Source organism: Leptospira selangorensis, from assembly GCF_004769405.1.
Classification (GTDB): domain Bacteria; phylum Spirochaetota; class Leptospiria; order Leptospirales; family Leptospiraceae; genus Leptospira_B; species Leptospira_B selangorensis.
The window spans coordinates 345,639-366,454 of the sequence record NZ_RQES01000019.1 but is presented as its reverse complement, the minus strand read 5'-3'; the positions used below and the strand labels follow the sequence as shown (position 1 = coordinate 366,454).

At 39.3% G+C, this 20,816-nt stretch carries 22 protein-coding genes; 15 read left to right on the top strand and 7 right to left on the bottom strand.

The window, feature by feature from the left end; translation table 11 throughout:
• Positions 1–4 precede the first annotated feature (4 nt).
• From EHO58_RS16840 to EHO58_RS16830, 3 genes are all read right to left on the bottom strand, one after another.
• Positions 5–1,222 carry a pyridoxal phosphate-dependent aminotransferase gene (locus tag EHO58_RS16840; RefSeq protein WP_135680689.1) on the bottom strand — a complete coding sequence of 406 codons (1,218 nt, stop codon included), beginning with the start codon at positions 1,220–1,222 and terminating at the stop codon, positions 5–7.
• Positions 1,223–1,235: 13 nt separating this feature from the next.
• Positions 1,236–2,933 (bottom strand): DNA repair helicase XPB, encoded by a 1,698-nt coding sequence (locus EHO58_RS16835; protein ID WP_135626559.1) that lies wholly within the window; start codon positions 2,931–2,933, stop codon positions 1,236–1,238.
• A gap of 76 nt (positions 2,934–3,009) precedes the next feature.
• Positions 3,010–3,882, bottom strand: a complete 873-nt coding sequence (locus EHO58_RS16830) for an aldose epimerase family protein (RefSeq protein WP_135626558.1) — start codon at positions 3,880–3,882, stop codon at positions 3,010–3,012.
• A gap of 166 nt (positions 3,883–4,048) precedes the next feature.
• Between EHO58_RS16830 and sppA the strand changes: the two genes are divergently transcribed.
• The 6 genes from sppA (at position 4,049) to EHO58_RS16800 (ending at position 9,859) form a co-directional block, all read left to right on the top strand.
• A complete protein-coding gene (sppA, locus tag EHO58_RS16825) occupies positions 4,049–5,047 on the top strand; it encodes a signal peptide peptidase SppA (protein ID WP_244241211.1) in 999 nt (332 codons plus the stop codon).
• A gap of 22 nt (positions 5,048–5,069) precedes the next feature.
• Positions 5,070–6,488, top strand: a complete 1,419-nt coding sequence (locus EHO58_RS16820) for an MBOAT family O-acyltransferase (RefSeq protein WP_135680688.1) — start codon at positions 5,070–5,072, stop codon at positions 6,486–6,488.
• A 130-nt stretch (positions 6,489–6,618) separates the two neighbouring features.
• Entirely contained in the window at positions 6,619–7,236 is a 618-nt protein-coding gene (locus tag EHO58_RS16815; protein ID WP_135680687.1) for a hypothetical protein, read from the top strand.
• Positions 7,233–8,213, top strand: coding sequence for a PP2C family protein-serine/threonine phosphatase (locus EHO58_RS16810; protein ID WP_135680686.1), 981 nt, complete (start codon positions 7,233–7,235; stop codon positions 8,211–8,213). The genes EHO58_RS16815 and EHO58_RS16810 overlap by 4 nt, the downstream gene beginning before the upstream one ends.
• A 50-nt stretch (positions 8,214–8,263) precedes the next feature.
• Positions 8,264–8,551 carry a hypothetical protein gene (locus tag EHO58_RS16805; RefSeq protein ID WP_135680685.1) on the top strand — a complete coding sequence of 96 codons (288 nt, stop codon included), beginning with the start codon at positions 8,264–8,266 and terminating at the stop codon, positions 8,549–8,551.
• A 15-nt stretch (positions 8,552–8,566) separates the two neighbouring features.
• Complete coding sequence (locus EHO58_RS16800) at positions 8,567–9,859, top strand: hypothetical protein (protein ID WP_135680684.1); 1,293 nt, start codon at positions 8,567–8,569, stop codon at positions 9,857–9,859.
• On the opposite strand, the gene glpK is transcribed toward EHO58_RS16800, so the two are convergent.
• A complete protein-coding gene (glpK, locus tag EHO58_RS16795; protein ID WP_135680683.1) occupies positions 9,860–11,353 on the bottom strand; it encodes a glycerol kinase GlpK in 1,494 nt (497 codons plus the stop codon).
• Positions 11,354–11,384: 31 nt separating this feature from the next.
• Positions 11,385–12,341: an MBL fold metallo-hydrolase gene (locus EHO58_RS16790; RefSeq protein ID WP_086448855.1), complete on the bottom strand. Its 957-nt coding sequence runs from the start codon at positions 12,339–12,341 to the stop codon at positions 11,385–11,387.
• A 276-nt stretch (positions 12,342–12,617) separates the two neighbouring features.
• On the opposite strand from EHO58_RS16790, the gene EHO58_RS16785 reads away from it, so the two are divergent.
• The 9 genes from EHO58_RS16785 (at position 12,618) to EHO58_RS16745 (ending at position 18,238) form a co-directional block, all read left to right on the top strand.
• On the top strand, positions 12,618–12,932 hold the full coding sequence (locus tag EHO58_RS16785) for an STAS domain-containing protein (protein WP_020768055.1): 315 nt from the start codon (positions 12,618–12,620) through the stop codon (positions 12,930–12,932).
• A gap of 31 nt (positions 12,933–12,963) precedes the next feature.
• Positions 12,964–13,779 (top strand): hydroxyacylglutathione hydrolase, encoded by an 816-nt coding sequence (locus EHO58_RS16780; protein ID WP_135680682.1) that lies wholly within the window; start codon positions 12,964–12,966, stop codon positions 13,777–13,779.
• A gap of 168 nt (positions 13,780–13,947) precedes the next feature.
• A complete protein-coding gene (locus tag EHO58_RS16775) occupies positions 13,948–15,327 on the top strand; it encodes a dihydrolipoyl dehydrogenase (protein ID WP_135680681.1) in 1,380 nt (459 codons plus the stop codon).
• A gap of 62 nt (positions 15,328–15,389) precedes the next feature.
• A complete protein-coding gene (locus tag EHO58_RS16770) occupies positions 15,390–16,307 on the top strand; it encodes an ABC transporter ATP-binding protein (protein ID WP_135626549.1) in 918 nt (305 codons plus the stop codon).
• Positions 16,304–17,077, top strand: coding sequence for an ABC transporter permease (locus EHO58_RS16765; protein WP_135680680.1), 774 nt, complete (start codon positions 16,304–16,306; stop codon positions 17,075–17,077). Before EHO58_RS16770 ends, EHO58_RS16765 begins: the two co-directional genes overlap by 4 nt.
• Before the next feature lies 1 nt (position 17,078).
• Positions 17,079–17,351 (top strand): BolA family protein, encoded by a 273-nt coding sequence (locus tag EHO58_RS16760; protein WP_135626547.1) that lies wholly within the window; start codon positions 17,079–17,081, stop codon positions 17,349–17,351.
• A gap of 69 nt (positions 17,352–17,420) precedes the next feature.
• Positions 17,421–17,642 carry a BolA/IbaG family iron-sulfur metabolism protein gene (locus EHO58_RS16755; RefSeq protein WP_135626546.1) on the top strand — a complete coding sequence of 74 codons (222 nt, stop codon included), beginning with the start codon at positions 17,421–17,423 and terminating at the stop codon, positions 17,640–17,642.
• A gap of 22 nt (positions 17,643–17,664) precedes the next feature.
• A complete protein-coding gene (gene grxD, locus EHO58_RS16750; RefSeq protein ID WP_135680679.1) occupies positions 17,665–17,976 on the top strand; it encodes a Grx4 family monothiol glutaredoxin in 312 nt (103 codons plus the stop codon).
• A gap of 1 nt (position 17,977) precedes the next feature.
• Positions 17,978–18,238, top strand: a complete 261-nt coding sequence (locus EHO58_RS16745) for a glutathione S-transferase N-terminal domain-containing protein (RefSeq protein WP_135680678.1) — start codon at positions 17,978–17,980, stop codon at positions 18,236–18,238.
• Here EHO58_RS16745 and gshAB read toward each other — a convergent pair.
• Positions 18,221–19,261 carry a bifunctional glutamate--cysteine ligase GshA/glutathione synthetase GshB gene (gshAB, locus tag EHO58_RS16740; RefSeq protein ID WP_167483235.1) on the bottom strand — a complete coding sequence of 347 codons (1,041 nt, stop codon included), beginning with the start codon at positions 19,259–19,261 and terminating at the stop codon, positions 18,221–18,223. The two genes, EHO58_RS16745 and gshAB, sit on opposite strands and share 18 nt — an antisense overlap.
• Positions 19,249–20,790, bottom strand: coding sequence for a glutamate--cysteine ligase (gene gshA / locus EHO58_RS16735; protein WP_135680676.1), 1,542 nt, complete (start codon positions 20,788–20,790; stop codon positions 19,249–19,251). The genes gshAB and gshA overlap by 13 nt, the downstream gene beginning before the upstream one ends.
• Between the last annotated feature and the right edge of the window lie 26 nt (positions 20,791–20,816).

Here is a 20,816-nt window from a genome sequence, read left to right as displayed (position 1 = left end):
TCTTTTAACGGGAGAAATCCTTTACCATTTCGGAAATTCTTGCGACACCTTTTTTGATATCTTCTTCTCCCATCGCATAAGATAGACGAAGTGCATTATCATCTCCGAATGCGATTCCTGGAACTGCAGCTACTTTATACTTATCCAAAAGATGAGCGCAGAATAATTTACTCTTGCTTGTCTCCGAACTCGCAGCCTGCATTTTTTTGAAACCATCAGTCTCATAAGCTCCAGTCAGGTAAGGGAATACGTAGAATGCACCTTGAGGAACATTCACTTCCACACCTGGGATCTCATTTAAAAGTCCTACAATCAGATCCCTTCTTTTTTGGAATGCTTTAGCCATTTCAGCCACACAAGCCTGGTCTCCAGTCAGTGCAGCTTCTGCGGCAGCTTGGGAGATAGAAGAAGGATTGGAGGTAGACTGACTTTGGATCGTATCCATGTTCTGGATTATATGCAAAGGGCCAGCACCATAACCGATTCTCCAACCTGTCATGGAGTATGCTTTGGATACACCATTTGCAACGAATGTAAGTTCTTTCAGCTCGGGAGAAAGCATTGCAAGATTTGAGAATTGGAATCCGTCAAAAACGATACTCTCATAGATATCATCGCTTAAAACCATGACCCTATGTTTTAAGATCACTTCTCCAATCGCTTCTAATTCTTTTCTGGAATATGCGGACCCTGTAGGGTTAGATGGAGAGTTCAAAACCACTACCTTCGTTTTAGGTGTGATCGCTTTCTCTAATTGTGCAGGAGAAATACGGAAATTATCAGCTTTGGTTGTAGGAACAATGACCGGCTTACCTTCTGCCAGACGTACTATATCCGCATAACTTACCCAATAAGGAGCCGGGATCACAACCTCGTCTCCAGGATTTAGGGTAGCTAAGAAGAAATTATAGATAACCTGCTTTCCGCCTGTTCCTACAATGATCTGGTTTCTGGAATATTCCAGTCCATTATCTCTTTTGAATTTAGTGATGATTGCATCTCGGAGTTCCACCGTACCGGAAACGGCAGTATAACGGGTCATTCCCTTATCGATCGCTTTTTTAGCAGCCTCTTTAATATGGGCCGGTGTCTCGAAGTCAGGTTCTCCCGCTCCGAAACTTACGATGTCTTCGCCTTTCTTTTTTAGTTCTGCCGCCTTAGCGCTGATTGCTAGGGTGGGTGAAGGCTCGACTACCTCCAGCCTTCTTGCGTTCCATTCCATTTAGACCTCTTTTTTATTGTGCTCCGACTTTTTCTTCGAGGGATTCTCTGAATTGGTCTAGAGTGTATATTTCGTATTCGTAACCTTGTTCCGTAAGGAAAAGTTGTCTGTTCTGACCGAATCTTTCTTCGTTCGTATCTCTCGAGATCAAAGAATAGAAAACCGCAGTATTATCCTCACCTTTTGGTCTCAGAATTCGGCCTAAACGTTGTGCCTCTTCCTGACGTGAACCGAAAGTTCCGGAAACCTGGATTGCGATATTCGCATCCGGTAAGTCAATAGAGAAGTTTGCAACCTTACTCACTACCAGAGACTTAATCCTACCCGATCTGAACGCATCGTACAATTCCTGTCTTTCTCCCAAAGGAGTTTTTCCTGTAATTAAAGGAATTTTGAAAGTTTTAGAGATCTCTTCTAACTGATTGATGTACTGCCCGATCACAAGTAGATGAGATTCGGAGTGTTTTTTCATGATCATTCCGATCGCTTTCAGTTTCTCCGGATTTTCGGAGGCTAAACGGAACTTCTCCCTATCATCTGCGATAGAATATCTCATTCTAAGATCGTCTTCCATAGAAACACGGATCTCTTTACATTTTGCTTCCGCGATCCAGGATTTGCTTTCCAGCTCTTTCCAAGGCACATCGTACTTTTTAGGCCCGATGAGGCTGAATACATCCTCTTCCAATCCGTCTTCTCGGACTAGAGTTGCGGTCAGTCCTAATCTTCTTTTTGCCTGCAATTCGGAAGTCATTCTGAATACAGGAGCCGGAAGTAAGTGAACCTCGTCGTAAACGATAAGTCCCCAGTTATTCGCACTGAATAAATGGAAGTGAGTGAAATCTCCTCCCTTCTTCTTTCTGTGCGTGAGAATATTATAAGTAGCGATTGTGATCGGTTTGATCTCTTTCACTTCACCGGAGTATTCCCCGATATCAGATTCAGGAATATCTGTTTTGTCTAAAATTTCGTTTTTCCACTGGCGGATAGAAAGTGTGTTTGTTACAAGGATGAGAGTTTCTGCTCCCACGATCTGCATCACACCGATACCTACGATCGTTTTACCGGCACCGCAGGGAAGAACCACCACTCCGGATCCACCTTCGTTCCCACCACCAGCATGAAATACTTCCACGGAAGCTCTTTGGTAGTCTCTCATTCCGAACTTTCTACCTGATTTGGTAGTAGGTCTTAGGTTGAATCCGTATTTGTTTCCTTCGTCGTAACCAGCAAGGTCCTCGACAGGGAAACCGATCTTGATCAGAGCCTGTTTGATATGGCCTCTGAATTCTTTTTTGATATAGATCTTATCGTTCTCAGTCTTTTCTATATAAGGCTGGACCGCTCTATGATTTGAGATCTCTTGTAAAAATCCTTTTTCATTGGAGATGATACAAAGATCTCCATTCTCTTCCTTGACTAGTTTTACTTTTCCGTATCTTCCGATCTGTTCTTTGATCTCGTTGACTACGTTTTTTGGAACCGAGTATCTAGAATATTTTTCCAAACATTCTACAATCTCATCCGCACTCATTTTGATAGATGCAGCGTTCCACAAGGAAAGAGGAGAAATTCTATAAGTGTGTAGGTATTCCGGACTTTTTTCTAATTCCGCGAATTTAGCTACGACTAGCTGGCAGGCTTCGAATTCAGGATTGTCCACCTCTAAAAGCATAGTCTTATCACTTTGTACGATTAACGGTTTACTCACGGCGTGGAATCTCCCCTAAAACTTAGACTGAAAATGACCCCCTCCTTGTCAAGAAGAAAGCGATTATAAGGCCGAATCATATCGATCTCACCAAAATTCTGAATTCTCCGAAGGTTTCCGAATGACCTTTTAGCTCTTTTAAATCCAGTCCGGACAAAAGTGCGTTGCCTGGAGAACTACAAGGTTCGACTGCAATCGCAGAACGATCCGGTTTTGTATATATTTGATAATAATTTAATGGAATTTGTCCTTCTTCCGGTGGAGGACTTAAGACCGTGATAGAGTATTTTTTGGTTCCATTCTCCAAAACAACTCTAGGTTCTTTTCCAAAGAACAAATGATCTAGACTTGGGATCTTCTCCCCTTCCAAAACGGAAGAAACCGGGTTAGAAATAAAAGGTTGGATCGGAACTAAGTTCTCTCCTAATTCCAAATTTTTGTCCAACTGAAGACGAAGTTTCCAATCTCCATCATTTTTTCCTAAATTTAAATACGGATGATAACCGTAAGCAAATCTGATAGAATCAGATCTTAAATTATTAAATCTAGTCTTCACACTTAGTAGAGTCCCGGAAGAAGTCTCTTCGATTGAATATTCTTCACGGATTGCAATTCCAGAAAGTGGAGAATCCTTCCATTCTTCCGGAAAGTTTATTCTAAACTCAGCGCCCTTTTGGTTATTTTTCAATTTTAAAAGTTTTCTCTCTAGAGAATGGACGACCCCATGAACAGGAAACTGATTGGAATCTCGGATCATTTCCTTAATATTCCATTCTCTTCCGTTTAGAATGAATTCTGTAGAAGCATATCGATTCACCCAAGGGAACATTAGAAAATTACCTGATTCAAATATACTTAAGGTTTTATCATAAGGTAGGATAATCGGAAAAGTTTCCTTTGTAATTGGATGGGTCCAGTCCCAAGAAAACCATTGGGTACCGTCGGTCAAAAAACTAGAGTTCTCCGTCCGAAATTCATACATTGCGGGAAGGAGGTTGGGAAAACTAGCTGAGAGGGAAAGTAAAAAACGGATCTGAGACTTTTTTTTGGACGCCAAACAGAAAGGAAAGGAATTGAAGCGATACCCGGCCCTCTCAGAATGGGCCGGAGGCTTTATGATGAAATTCCTTTTCCACAAATCACTTCTATTTGTATTAGGGATCTTATTCTTAAGCCAATGTTTATTCCTTTCTTTTCCGAACCAAACTTCTCCTATCCCTAAGGAAAAATTAGTCACCGGTTCTTCTACAGAAAGCCCTGATAAAATATTACTCATCCCTATCGAAGGAGAGATCTCCGGACAAAAATCCTCAGGAGGACTTTTAGGCGGAGAAAAGGACAGCCTAGTCAGCAGGGTCAAAACCTATTTGTCTATGGCGGCGAGAGATCCGGAGATCAAAGGAGTAATCTTAAAAATAGATTCTCCCGGCGGATCGGTAACTGCGAGTGATCTAATCCATCATGAAATTTTAGAATTCAAAAAGAAGAAGAATGTGCCTGTCCTTTCTCTATTCATGGATACTGCAGCATCAGGTGCATATTATTTGAGTATGGCAACTGACCATATCCAAGCTCACCCTACAACAATTACAGGTTCCATTGGAGTTCTTAGATTCGGGATCAATGCGAAAGAAGCATTGGACAAACTCGGGATCAAGAGTAGCACAATTCGTTCCGGCCCAAACAAGGCCACAGGAAACCCTGTAGAAGAATTCACTCCGGAACAAAAGAAAGTTTTCCAAGATATCATCATGGAGAACTACGAAAGGTTTTTAAGTATTATCAAAAAAGGAAGACCTAAGTTAAAGGAATCCGAACTTAGAAAACTTGCCGACGGAAGAATTTATTCAGCCAATCAAGCATTGGAAACTGGACTCATTGATTCTATTGGTTATTTCGAAGATGCAGTCGTTCAAATAACGAAACTTCCCGGATATAAAGGTTCTTCTACGCTTAGTCCAAGAATTGTATTCTATTCTTATAAGGGACCTCAGCCTGAAAACTTCTACCAGATAGATAGTGATACCGGAACCGGTCCTACATTATTAGAATCTTTGCTACCGTTCCGGATCTCTCCGGATCATAAATTGCATTATCTATTCTCACCCGAATAAGGTTTTATAAAATAATTCTAAAATGCTTTTTAACTCCCTTCCCTACCTAGCTTTATTTTCGCTTACATTCCTACTGTATTGGAGCCTTCCTCAAAAAGGAAGGAAGCCTTTACTTTTAGTTTCTTCTCTTCTTTTCTATTTTTACTCTGGTGCGGCATTTTCGATCCACTTCCTACTCGTGATCGCAGTGAACTTCTATTTTTCTCTTAAACTTTGGGAGAATAAAAGAAAAGGTAAATCCACATCTAAACTTCTAACCTGGATCATAGTTCTTAATTTTGTTAACCTAGCATTCTTCAAATATTTCTATTTCTTTCTGGATTCACTGGACTTCTTTACGGGATCCTTACAATTTTCTGAATTTGGAAAAGGGATCCATATTCCTCTACCTCTCGCGATCAGCTTTTATACATTCCAATTGATCGCGTTACAAGTGGATATCCATAGAGACCATGTTCCGGAAAGGATCTCCGCATTAGATTATTTCTTATTCATTCTTTTCTTCCCTCAATTGATCGCAGGACCGATCATGAGAACCACTGACTTTCTTCCAAAACTGGACAAACCAGCGATCGATTTCAATCGAGTACAATGGGGAGTTTTTCTAATTCTTTCCGGTTTATTTAAGAAGGTAGTGATCGCGGATAATATATCTGGGATCATCTCGGGGATATACCAGCATCCGGGAGAATATAATTTTTTCAGTTTATATCTAGTAACGTTCGGGTTTGCCTGCCAGGTATATTGTGATTTCAGCGGATACACCGATATGGCAAGAGGTTCCGCATATTTACTTGGTTATGAGATCCCTGAAAACTTCAGAGGGCCTTTCCTCTCCCCAAGTTTCAGAGAATTCTGGGGACGTTGGCATGTTACCTTATCCACCTGGCTTAGAGACTATCTCTATATCCCATTAGGTGGAAGCAGAGGCGGATTCTGGAGAACCCAAGCGAATTCAATGATCACAATGACCTTGGGTGGTTTATGGCATGGAGCAAATTTCGGATATGTGCTTTGGGGTGCATATTTAGGACTGATCCTAGCAGTAGAAAGATTCTTCTCGCCGGGCGATCCTAAAAAAGAAGAAGAACCTAGAGGCTGGAAACGTTTCTGGAAAGTGGCACTGATCATACATTTATTTGCGATCTCGGGAATCTTCTTCCGAACCGCTGCTGCAGGTAAAAATTCTCTCAATTTAGCTTGGGACTATTTTACAGGTTTCTTAAATATAATAGGCGGAAAAGCACTCGTACGCTGGGAGGAATTAGCTGCATTCATTCTATTCACTTTCCTTTGGAATGCAGTTCAATATTATCCAAGTATTAGAGAAAAAATACAGATCAGATTCCGCTGGTTATTACCTTCATTCTCCATCATTATACTTTTATTAATGGGTATATTCGGGGACGGAGGCGGAGAATTTATTTACTTCCAGTTTTAATCGAATCGCCTAGGTTGCGAGCCGGACTATTACCATATTTCCGGTTTGCCTTTCTCCGGCCTTAAGCGGATTTTGGAAGTGTAGCGAGACGAAACTCGCAAATAATGTGTTTCTTTTCCGCCGATTTCCTATGAAAGGTATACTTACAGTTCTAAGAATATTCGTATTTCTTTTCGTTCTCACTGGATGTTTCCCCCCTTCTTGGATCAGAGAGCTTCCGGAAAGACCGGAGTCTTCCAGCGATATTACCTTAAAGGGAATCTATAGCAAAAAACTTCCTCCCTTCTCTCCCTTAACTTCTACATCTTATAAGGAAAACCAATCCGAAAAATTGGAATTTTCTAATTCTGAAAAATCTTTCCAAAAGTACTACTTGAGGGAGATCGAAGAAAAAGGAGAAATTCGTCGAATCCAAATAGAAGGATCCGGAAAATATGAGTCTCGTGGGAACTGGCTTCTACTCAATACACAAAAGATTAAAAAAGAAGAATCCGTTTGGAAAGACGGAAAACAAATCTCAGGTCCCGAAATAAATTTCCTGGAAACTTCTCACAAACTATTGTATCATTACGATCCTTCTAGCGACACATTAATTCCTATGATCTATGAATCCGGTTATAGAGAAAAACCTTTCGGCGTAGTGGAAGGAACAAACATACCTTATGCAGAAGATGAGTTATTTAGAATTGCTCGTAGGAATTATTCCAAGAAGGAATACCAAGGCCATGCCTATTTTAAGGTAAGATGAGAAGTTCCACTACGATCAAACAGTACATGAAAGACGCCTGGCCGGTTTTGATCGTGCTGAATCTTTCCATTTTAGGTACTTTGGGAATCGGACTTAAATTTTATACCCCTCCGGTTCGAGTTCCGATCGTTTTACTTTTAGTATGTTGTTTTACTTTATTCATTAATTTTTCTGCATTCGTTTTGTTTTTAACCGAGAAGATCTTACCAAGAGAGCAAGAATTCGGAAAAATAATCAAACGTTTCCGTAGAGGAGACAGTAGGATGCAAAACTACGTTCTTCCTCTGGATTACGTGGATGAAAATTACGAGATCCGCGGAAGATGTATGACTTATAATCCTATTGGCGGGGATTTTTATAATTTTTTAAAAGACAAAGATGGAAATTATTGGATGGGGATTGGAGATACTTCCGGTCATGGGTATGTGGCCGGACTATTCAGTCTAATGATTATGAACCAAATGAGCCATTTGGTCCATAAATTCGAAACTCCTCATGAAATCATAGACCAGATGTTGGAACATTTGGAAGAAAGGACGAATACGTTCCCGCATATACACCGTAGTCTTTATGCTACTTTTCTTTTAATGAAGGCGGATAATAAGGGAAATTTTTTACACTCGGGAATTCATCCAAGCCTAGTCTTATATAAGAGTAAGGAAGATAAAACTTACGTCGTAAGCACCGACGGAAAATTCCTTTCCACGGTAATGAATTCTCCCCTCAAAAAACCGAAACCTTCTCAAAGTTTCAAAATGGACAAAGATGATATCCTATTCTGTTTCACTGATGGACTTTTTGAACAAAAGAACAGAAGTATTGGCGGATACTATGGAGAGAATTTATACAAATTTTTAGAAACTGCTCCCAAGAAGAATATTCGCAAATTAATAGATGATCTATTTTCCGACGTTGTGAAACATACAGGCGGAAGAATACAAGACGATATGAGTCTTTTAGTGGTCAGAAAATTTTAAGAACTTAATTTACTCTTGAACAAAGAGAAATAATCGACGAATCTGTAAGAATGGACAATGAATATTGGGTTGTAAGACTTTCAGGAATCCTAGTCTGGAATGAAAGAGATATTCGTAAAATCCTAAGGGTGGTTTCAGATAGTAGCCTTGTCACAGGACTCACTGAAGAAGAGACATTGGACTTTTTACAATACGGCTTCGAAGAAGAATTAGATTCCTTAAAACAAACCTACGATTGGACCCTATTCAAAAAACAACTAGTCTCTAAACTTTCCAAAAGAGAGACAAAGGCACCGGGTCTATCCGTTTTACATCCGGATCTATTAGAAGAAGATTAATTTTTACAAGTTCCCATGATCTATTTCGAGGGAGAAAATTATCATTTTCTATTCTGTAATCCTGACTCTGTTGCAAGGGTACATTCTAAGATTTCTCCCTTTTATGATTTTCCTCTAACGGAAATTGAAGAACTTCCTTATCTATATTCCCAGGCCGCACTTATTCCTAAGTTTCTTTATGAATTAGAATATGATCGCAAGACTAGTCCAAGTTCCGCGATTAAAACCCCTCCTTATTTAAAATATACGGAAGGTTTACTGTATTCGGAGGATTCGAAATTTCCTAAGGAATCTGAGGAAGTTTTCGATGGTGTTCATTATCCAATCCGTTCGAATCCTTACCGAGTTATAGGAACTCCAATATCGAAATCCACTGCTCCCATTCTGATTACTCGAGAAAATTTACAAACACAATTGGGTAGTATCCAAACAGGAAACTTCACTCTATATAGAATGTTCCGAAAAAGGATGTTCTCCACCAAATATCTTTCCCTCAGAGATATAGTGAATCCGGAATTAAATGAAGAAGAAGTGATCAAAAAAATCGAGGAATTGTATTTTGATCCGGAAAGTAAAACCTATCTATTTCGTTTGGTAAAGATCTTATATGCTGGAACTCCTACGGAAGAACAAGGATTAGTTTCTAATCTATTCACTTACGAGATAGAATTTGCGAAATTCCTAAGAGATCGTATCTTCTCTATTGAGATACTTCCTCTAATACATGGACCATTCTTAAATTCTATTTTGAATAAATTAGATGAAAGGATCTTAAAATTTTCGATCCCAAAACTATCTCCTCCTGTTCGTAGAATGGTAGAGAAGAATGTTTCCAAAAACAAATGGAAACAGATCTTGGATGGTCCTAGTAAAAAACCGGAACCGGGGGAATCATTTCCTGAAATTGTGGAGAAAGAGATCTTCAGAAGATTCTCCAGAAGGATCTATTATGAAGAAGGAAATTTTCCAATCTATATAGATACTGCAGAAGAAGACACTTCTAAAACGGAAATCGAATTCGAAGGAATTTCAGGTGAAAAGTTCAATCTGAACAGATCGTCCAATGAGATTGAACTTTATGCTGTTACAAAGGATAAAATACTTCTTCGTATCTTGAAGTATATGGAAGTTTTAAGAATAGATATTTATCTTTCTAAAAAAGAAAGAGATCAGTATGAATTTTTTAAAATTTCCGCGGGTTATATTTTAGAAATTCCTAAGTACGATCAGGCAAAGCTGATTATTGGAGCAGGCATCAATTCCGAAAGAAAACCTTTGGAATTTAGCCTGCTTTCCTTTTCTTACTAATTAAGATTCAGAAGTCAAAATTCTTTTTACTGAATTTTTCCAGACTCGGATCTCTTTTTCTTTCAAACTGGAGCTTAGTTTAGGAGAGAATTCCTTACTAGTTTTTTGGTTCTTCTTCAGATCGTTTACGGAAGAATAAAAGCCTCTTTCTAATCCTGCAAGATATGCCGCTCCCAAAACAGTTGTGTCTAGGTTCGAAGGCCTCACTATCTTCTTCCCTAAAATATCAGCTTGGTATTGCATAAGCCAATTATTAGCGGTAGCTCCCCCATCCACTTTTAGGACTTTCAGCTTGGAACCAGTATCATTCTCCATAGCTTCCACTAGTTCATAAGATTGTAATGCGATTGATTTTAATGCGGCTCTTGTGATCTGTTCCTGGGTGGTATCTCTGGTCAAACCAAGAATTGCACCTCTTGCATTCATATCCCAATAAGGAGCGCCTAAACCGGAGAATGCAGGCACAAAAACCACCTCGTCATCCTTGGTAACGGAAGAAGCCATCTTCTCGGAAAGTTTCGATTCCTTAAAAAATCTTAGATTATCTCTTAGATACTGGATTACTGCACCACCTATAAAGATAGAACCTTCTAAACAATAGACAGTTTTTCCTTCCGGTCCGCATGCAAGAGTTGTGATCAGATTGTTTTTAGAAATTTGTAATTTGTTTCCCGTATTAAACAATAAGAAACATCCGGTTCCGTAGGTATTCTTTGCCTCTCCAGGCTCGGTACATAATTGTCCGAATAATGCGCCCTGTTGGTCTCCTACTAAAGAAGAGATTGGAATTCCGTCAGGCAATCCTTTCACTCCTTCTGTTCTTCCGAATAAACTGCTGGAATTATGAGTTTCAGGAAGAATTGCTTCCGGTATCTGTAATATTTTTAAGAGTTCCTTATCCCATTCTTTCTTTTCGATATTGAAGATAAGGGTTCTGCTCGCGTTTGTATGATCCGTTTTATGGGATTTTCCCGCAGTCAAACGATATAGAAGATAAGTGTCTATGGTTCCGAATAGAACCTTTCCTTTTTCTGCCTTTGCTCTTACACCTTTAACATTATCCAAGATCCATCTGATCTTGGTTCCGCTAAAATATGCATCCACAACTAGGCCGGTTTTTCTTCTGAATATCGGCTCTAAACCTTCTCTTTTTAATCCGGAACAAAAGTCGGAGGTCCTACGACATTGCCATACGATCGCATTATAAACAGGAGCACCAGTATCCTTATCGAATAATACTGTGGTTTCTCTTTGGTTAGTGATCCCGATTGCTACCGCTTTTTCCGGTTTCAATTTTCCATTGCGGATCGCTTTTAAAATAAGTTTTTCGGTTTTTGCCCAGATCTCTTCAGGATCATGTTCCACCCAACCCGGTTTAGGAAAATATTGTTTAAATTCGGAATATGCGCTTGAGATCACAGTCCCGGATTTATTAAAACAAAAAGTACGTATACCTGTGGTACCGGCATCTATTCCGATGATATATTCACTCATTCGATTACTCCCTGATCGATTGAATTAAAGTTTAAATTTGGATTTCCAGACCTTCTCTTGCCATGATGATCTCTAATTGGTTGTCCGGATCAAACATTTCTTTGTATTTAATCGCGCGCAGATACACTGCATCCAATTTTTCATCATCATAAGAAGGATCATGGTGAAACATTACTAATTTTTTAACATTCGCTCTTAAAGCGATGTCTGTCGCCATGGAAGCAGTGCTATGCCCCCAATCGATTTTCTGTAAGGACTCTTCGAAAGTATATTGAGTGTCGAATACTAGAACATCAGCCCCTCTGAAATAGTTCAGATAATCTTCTATATTCTCCATCTCGTCCAAATTGAATTCCGCATCCGAAGCAAAGATAAGAGCCTTGCCATCTTCTTCGAATCTATAGGAAAAACTTCCACCTGGATGGCGGACCGCTTTTGAAATAGAAGTGATAGAATCCGTTACTCTGAATGCCCTACCTTCCGGAACATGACGGAATATTTTCTCCGCTTGAAAACCGTCGAAAGGAACCGGGAAATGAGTGAATGTATGTTGGTATCTTAATCTTTCTTCTAGATTTTCTACAGAACTTACAAATTCGAATTTATTGCCTGGAGTATACAAAGGAACGAAGAATGGGATCCCTTGGATATGATCCCAATGAGTATGGGTGAAGATCCAAACCGCCTTCCCTTTTCCGGAAGCGTAGCCTTCGTGTAAGATGGAGTTTCCCAGTTCTCTTAGTCCTGTACCACCGTCTATGATAACGAGCTTATCTTCTTTGTCTCGGATCTCTATACATGTAGTATTTCCGCCGTACGTGCTCCAGTTGGAAAGCGCCAAGGAGTCTAAAAAATCCTCGATTGCCTCCGGACTTTGGAGGTCGGACGGAGATGCCAAGCTTAGTATCCTAAGAATTTTAGAACGAATCAGGTCGCCCTGAACGGGGGAAGAAATGGAGCCCCGCACTCCCCAGAATTTGATCCGCATACAGTTTTAAATATCGTCCGAAACCTTTAGTTTCGGTACAAAATCGAGCACTCAGTTTTACTGAATCAGTAGTTTTTGCGAGCGATTTCTTATTTTATTTGAAATAGATTTAGATCCCTTTTTGTTCTAAAAAAGAGTTTACCTCTTCTTTGCCACAAATTAGTCTATTGGATCGGGTTCCCTCCCGGTTTAGAAATTAATTCCGAGATTTCTTTTGGAGATCCGTTGTTTTCTTAACCCGAGGATAGTCAGAGAAATAGAGATCGGAGCCACTCATTGGAAGGTTTTCAAACAGACGTATCCCTAGAACAAGGATCTTGTGTAGTTAAGATCCAGGGCAATGTTAGCCTAAAGAACGCATTCGCGTTAAAAGAGCTCATCATTCGCCAGTTTGACGAGGGTCATAAAGATATCATCCTGGACTTCGAAGGGGATGTATACTTGGACTCTTCGGGGATCGGTGCCATCTTTAATACCCAAAAGTACGTCACAGAAAGACATGGTCATCTGAAGCTCAGAAACCTAAGTAGAGACGTAATGACTATTTTGAGGATCGCAAATCTAGACAAACATCTGGACATTATCCAATAACGAACCTTCTTCTCCCATTTTTCTAAAACCTATGTTAGAAGTCCTTAGGATCTACACGGACAGTCCTCTCCGAAATTTCACCTACCTAGTCAGAGAACCGAATTCTAAAAAAACACTTTCTATAGATCCGTATGATCCGGATCAAATCTCTCAGGTTTTGGAGAATAAGTCCTGGAACCTGGATTATATTCTAAACACTCACGAGCATAATGATCATACCTGTGGAAATGATGGACTCGTTTCTAAATATAAAGCCAAGGTTTTAGCTCATCCTGCTGGGCTCGGAAAAATCCCTCATGCTTCTCATTCTTTAGAAGAAGGAGAAAAAATTTTAGAAAGTCCTGACGGAAATTCTTATCTAAAAGTCATTTATACTCCTGGTCATACATTTGCTCATGTTTGTCTTTTGCAGATAGAAAACGGATCTCCTTTTGCAGTATTTACCGGAGATACTATCTTTAATTCAGGTGTGGGAAATTGTACCCGAGGGGGAGATCCTAAAACCCTGTATGGAACCGTTCTGAAAGAATTCAAAAATCTTCCGGGAAACGTTAGATTATACCCTGGACATGATTATCTCAAAAATAATCTAAAATTCAGCCTTTCTATTGATCCTAAAAATGAAGAAGCTGCCAAAGCATTATCCAAAGCGGAAGGTATGAAAGAAGACCAAGAATTTTGGACTACAAACTTTTCGGAAGAAAGGACATTCAATCCATTCTTCCGAATATTCGACCCAAAAGAAAATCTGGTGTCCGGAATTCGAAACAAAATGCAAAATCAGTCCTTGGCTTCGGATCCTCAAACTTTGTTTATTGCTTTAAGATCTCTCCGGGATAAATGGTAGAAGATACTAAAACATCCTCTTTTTATTTTCCCGAAATCAGTACAAACAATATCTAATATTTTGTGAATCAGAGAGAATACTCTGGTAAATTTTTGAGATTTATCTGAGCCTCTCTCTAAAAGAATTCTTTTCGTTTAGAAGTATCCCATTCTCCATTGAATTAACCGCATGAAAAAGTATGATATTTTAGTAATAGGCTCTGGAGGAGGAACAAAGCTAGTCACACCTCCTTCTAAACTTGGTTATAAGGTAGCAATTTTAGAAAAAGATCGTTTAGGAGGGACCTGTTTAAATAGAGGTTGTATTCCTTCTAAGATGCTCATCCATCCTGCGGAAATATTAGCACAAGCAAAGGATGCCTCCAAATTTCAGTTGGGAATCCCAGGTCCATTCTCCGTAGATTTTAAAACTTTGGTGGAAAGAGTTTCTGCCACAGTAGATGCGGACTCAGACAGTATTATCCCTGCTTACAAAAAAAATCCAAACATAGACTTTTATCCTCATGAAGGAAGATTCGTGGAGAATAAGGTAGTAAAAGTAAACGGAGAACTGATCACCGCAGATCGTATTTTTATAGCCGCTGGATGTAGACCTTCTATCCCGGATATCCCTGGTCTTGCAGGAACTCCTTATATGACTAGTAGAGAAGCTCTCAGAAGAACTGAACTTCCTAAAAAACTTTTGGTCATCGGTGGAGGTTATATTGGTTTAGAACTTGGATTTGCTTATTCTGCGTTCGGTTCTAAAACTACTTTTATCGTTCGAAACAGAATGCTTTCTCATGAAGACAAAGATATTATAGACGGTTTCGAAAAAGCATTTTCTAAAAGAGAAGATGTTCGTCTAGGAACAGAAGTGAAGAAGGTAGACTATAAAGACGGAATCTTCCGCTTAGAGTGCAAAAATTCTTCAGAAACATATATATTGGAAGGAGACGCATTACTTGTCGCCACAGGGATCAAACCGAATACGGATTGGTTGGACCTCCAACGGACTGGTATCCAAACGGATGAAAAAGGTTATATAAAAACAAACGAATACTTCGAAACAACTGCGGACGGAGTATATGCCCTGGGAGATATTATTGGAAAATATTTCTTCCGACATTCAGTAAACTTTGAGGGAGAGTTTCTATTTAATTCCTTATATGTGGACAAAAAAAGAACTCCGGTCGAATATCCACCGGTCCCCCATTCCGTATTCACCCATCCCCAAGTAGCAGCTGTGGGTAAAACGGAACAACAATTACAGGAAGAAGGGATCGAATATATCTCAGCAATCAATCCTTATTCCAGTAGTGCCACAGGAATGGCTAGACTATCCGAAGACCAATTCGTCAAAATATTAGTAAGTCCAAAAACCAGAAAAGTCCTAGGGGCACATATTTTGGGAGATGAGGCTTCCAACCTGATCCATCTTTTTATACTCCTGATGACCATGGGTGGGACTCTAGATGACTTGCTAAAGATGATTTATGTTCACCCCGCTTTGCCTGAAATCGCAAGAAATGCTGCCAGGAAAGCAAGAGAAATCTTAAGCTCTTCCTAAAGCCAAAAGATTGTCTAAACAGGGCTTGTTCAAAATCATAGAATTGGAGCGATTTTTCGGGAATGAACAAAGCCTTAGAGATAAAAAATTTGGTGAAGACCTATGCCGGAGGGGTGCAGGCCTTAAAAGGAATTGATCTGACTGTGGACGAAGGGGACTTTTTTGCTCTCCTAGGTCCTAACGGTGCGGGGAAGTCCACTACGATCGGCATCTTAAGTTCCCTAGTAAATAAAACTTCCGGAGAAGTGAAAATTTACGGAGCGGATATAGATACGGAACTTACATTAGCAAAATCTTATATTGGTGTAGTTCCACAAGAATTCAATTTTAATATTTTCGAACGAGTAGAACAGATAGTCGCCAACCAGGGAGGGTATTACGGTCTTTCCAGAAAGGTGGCTGTGGAAAGGACTCATAATTATTTAAGCCAACTAGGTCTCTACGAAAAAAGAAAAGAAGGTGCAGGTAGACTTTCCGGCGGAATGAAAAGAAGGCTCATGATCGCGAGAGCCCTAGTCCATAACCCGAAAGTTTTGATCTTGGATGAGCCGACCGCTGGAGTGGATATAGAGTTCAGAAGATCTCTTTGGGATTTTTTAGTTAAACTAAACGAATCAGGGATCACGATCATTCTCACCACTCATTATTTGGAAGAAGCCGAAAATCTCTGTAAGAAAATAGCAATCATAGACCAGGGAAAGATCGTAGAGAATACTTCCATGAAGGAACTTTTGGTCAAACTAGATAGCCAGACATTCGTTCTAGATCTAAAACAACCGGTATCTTCCCCGATCGATCTAAATGGATTTCATTTAAATAAATTGGATGACCTAACATTAGAAGTGGATATAGGTAAAAATAATTCGTTAAACGAATTATTCCGACTATTAGATAAGAGCGGGATCCAAATTTCCAGTATGAGAAACAAGTCCAATCGATTGGAGGAATTATTTTTGAAACTAGTGGAGAAAAAACTATGAACTTCCAAGAAAAATTAAACGCATTCTCCACAATCGTTCGAAAAGAAACGGTTCGTATCCTAAGGATTTGGATCCAAACACTGATCCCTCCAGGCATTACAATTTCATTATACTTTCTGATCTTCGGAAAATTAGTAGGATCTCAGATCGGAGATGTAGGAGGACATACCTATATCCAATTTATAGTCCCTGGACTCGTGATGATGTCCGTGATTCTGAACGCTTATAATAATGTGGTATCTTCCTTTTTTGGAGCAAAATTCGGAAAGAATATAGAAGAATTGTTAGTTTCCCCTACTCCTGCTTATCTTATCGTGCTTGGATATTCCATCGGCGGAGTGATCCGAGGAGTTTTAGTAGGTTTTATAGTTACGCTGGTGTCCCTATTCTTCACTGAAATAAAATTATATGATACAGGGATCGTAATCATCACTGTAGCGCTTTCGGCTTTGATGTTCTCTATGGGAGGATTTTTGAATGCACTTTACGCTAAAAAATTCGACGATGTTACAATCATTCCTACATTCATACTAACACCTCTTACTTACTTGGGTGGAATATTCTATTCTATCAAAATGCTTCCGGATGCGTGGCAAATCGTGTCCAAGTTTAATCCTATTTTATATATGGTGAACGCTTTCCGTTACGGGTTTTTGGGAGTAAGTGATATTGATCCTTTAGAGGCGATCGGACTTTTAGTGGTGGGGACAATTTTTCTATATTCATTATCCGTATTTTTACTCAGCCGTGGTTATGGAACAAGGACCTAAAATGCAAGATATGTTTATAGAAATGGAAAGACTCCTGAGAAATGGACTTTCTCCATCGGAGTTGAAGATCGAGGATTTTTCGGAACAACATGCAGGACATTCCGGAAACCCCAGCCGAAAAAAAAGAGGGACCCATATCCGAATCTTTATCACAAGCCCTGAATTCCAGGGGAAATCACTTTTAGAACAACACCGTTCCGTTTACCAGATTATGGATCCATTCCTAAAAGAATGGGGTGTCCATGCACTGGAATTAAAGACATCTATCCCTTAGAAAAAAGATTGTCCGGGAAGAGATTCTAAAAAGTGCTGATACTATAAAGAAGAGTCTAAGATATAACAGATGACTGTCCAAGAAATTCAGGAAAAAATCCAAGCAGGACTTCCAGGCTCGGAAGTAGAGATCCAAGATCCGTACAACGACGGAGTACATATCAAAGCGATCGTAAAATTTTCCGGATTTGCCGGAAAGTCCATTGTGGAACAACACAGAATGGTGTACGCAACATTAAAGGATGAACTTAAGGCTGAAGTCCATGCTTTAGGACTGGAAACCAAGGTATAATTAACAGATAGGAATAAATATCATGGATAAAGAATTACAAGATAAGATACAAGGATTGATCGGTTCTAAAAAAATATTTCTGTTTATGAAGGGAACCCCTGACGCTCCAATGTGCGGTTTTTCTGCAGGAGTGACCAATGTTCTCAGAAGTTTAGGTGCAGATTATAACTCTTTTAATGTTCTTTCCGACATGAATGTCAGAGAAGGGATTAAGGAATTTGCTAACTGGCCAACCATTCCTCAGTTATACATCGACGGAGAATTCGTTGGTGGTCATGACATCGTTGTAGAAATGGCAAGAAGCGGAGAACTTCAAAAAAAGATCGGTGCTTAATATGATGAAACTCTTCCAATACGATACTTGTCCTTATTGCGCTTTTGTTCGTGGTCATTTTTCTGAAATGGGCCTGAAAGAAGGTAAGGATTACCAATTGGTAGAGGCCAGCAGAGGAACCCCAGGTAGAGAGGAGGTCCTACGTTTAGGAGGACTCTCTCAAGTTCCTTTTCTGGTAGATGGCGATATCAAAATGTATGAGTCCAGAGATATCGTGGACTATGTAAAAAGTAAGATCCAAAAATTAGGAACTGTAACCTAATACATCCAAAATTTTCTCCCCTACCTTTCTATTCTTTCCCGAATAGGGATAATTATGAATATATAATACAGGATTGAAGTTTAACTCTAAGATCCTGTAATCTCCAGCGGATTCCAAATCTTTTACTATAATATCTACACCACAAATTTTCGCTTCTACAGCTTTTGCAGCTTGGACTGCTAACTTTTTATAAGAAGGATCTGCAATATCTGTTACATCAACAGAATCACCACCCGTACTGATATTTGAGTTTTTACGAACAAAAACTTTTTCGCCAGCGCCAGGGATGAATTCTGGAGATTTTCGAGATTCTTTTAAAACACTTAATTCAGTATCATCTAATCTGATCTTTTCCAGAGGAGTCACATGACCAACGCCCCTTCTTGGATCTGAATTCTTTTCTTCTATTAGTTCTCTGATGGTCTTTTTGCCATCGCCAATTACATTCGCAGGAATACGATTACATACAGCGACACATTCGTCGCCGATAACCAAAAATCTATATTCGTTTCCTTCTGCGAATTCCTCAACAATTGCTGTTTCTGAAAATCCAAGTGCAATTTCTAGAGCCTTCTTTTTTTCTTCATTGGAAGAAGAAGTTGGAAGTATACTAATTCCAATCCCGAAATTAGTAGTAACAGGTTTTACCACCATCTTTCTGTCCGAGTTTTTATTTAGGAATTCAAGTCCAGAATTTAGATCGGAAACTGCAGTTCCTCTCGGAACCAATATATTCGATTCCTCTAAAATACGTTTGGTAATGGTTTTGTTTTCCATCACGAGGAAAGTCATATAAGAATCCAATTCCGTTTTGGAGGCTTCTTTTACGAGTCGAGTGATCCCTTTACCTGAAAGTCGGATAAAATGGCTCGGACGATCTAAAACTTCTACTTCTAAACCTCGATTAAGCGCGTCTCGAATCACAATTTGAGTAGAAATTTCCAGGTCCTCGAATCCTTTTAAGATGAATTCGATAGGATCTAATTTTTGCCCAGCTTCCAGTTTATATTTCAATGGTTGCAGATCCTTGCGGTTGCGTTCTTTTTCACTTTTTCGGATTCTTCTATTTTAACTTTTTCTGCAAGGGACTTTTGGACTTCTTTGACAAACATAGCAAATTTACCTGGTGTAAGTTCCATCTGGGATTGGTTTCTATAATTTTCTTTAGCCAAATGAATTCCCAAATCTCTGAATTCCCAGCCTTCGTTGACGATACGATCCATTAGTTTCCCAGAAGGAGTACATTTTGGATCTTCCCAACGTTTATTCATTATATTTAATATTTCTTGGTAAAATCTTTTTCCAGTATGACGATCCAATTCTTCTGCAATAGGTAAAAGGCTTTGAGTGAATTCTTTTCCTCTCGTTAAAAAATCTTGCTCTTCTCCGTCATCGGCTAAAACTTTCAAGCCTGGCTTTCTTCCTTCCCAGATAATTCGTTTAGTATTTTCCCTAATTCTAAGTTTTTCCTTTTGCTCTATAGATTTACTCTCTTTTAAGAGACCATCCAAAAGAACCATTTGTATATAACCCAGACTCGGCTTATGAATTCCAGTAGGAGATTCAGGTTGAAGATCCAAACAACGTATTTCGATGTATTGGATTCCCCTACTTTGGAGAGCATCCAAAGGTCTTTCATCATTTTTAGGGATTTGTTTAGGTCGGATCGGAGAATAGAATTCGTTTTCTATCTGCAGATAGTGATCATTTAGCTGGTTTGGAATTCCACCATATGGTTGGTATTTTGCATAAGGAGTGCTAACTGCATAACACATTCCCTCTATATATTCCTTTAAGGAATTATAATTGATAGGAAGCTCATCTTGCACTTTGCTCGTATACCCTATCTCACTCATTCTTAAAGAAGTTGCATAAGGAGCGTAGTAAGTATGATTCTTATGTTTAACAAAAGGGAAATCACTAGGAACAGGCAAGAAAGTCTCGTCAAAAACTGGAGTCGCTCCAGTTAAGTAGAGAATTTCAGGGACCCTTCTCATAAAATTACGAGTAACGGATAGATATAATTCCGAAATTTCTTCTTTGGTGAATGAATGTATTTCTTTTCCCAAAAATTGTTTTAAGAATAAATTCGAAAAAGAGAAGTTATAATGCACACCTGAAATGGTCTGCATCCTTCTTCCATAACGAAGACCAAGTCCATTACGATAGACTGTTTTCCATTCACCAGAAAATGAATCACCGTACTGTCCAAGAGGAATATCTTTATCTTCTTTGGGAAGAATAGGAGGCATACTAAAAGGCCAGATCCATTCTTCTTTCAAATGCCTGGAAGTGAATATATGAAGATCTTGTAATTCTCTAACGATTGCTTCAATTCTAGGTCTTGGATTTGTAGCAAATTCAAGTTGAGGTTCCGAAAAATCAGTCTTGATAAAATGATTTGTAAGACTGGAACCTAAGGATTCCGGATGAGGAGTAGTAGCAATTTTTCCATCGAAAAATATACGCATACTTTCCTTTTCCAAACCGTGTTTTGCTTTTACAGCGTGACGTAGATTTGGAAATACCGGAGTTTTGGCGGATCGATTCATTTTATATTCCTAATTCTTTTTTTAAT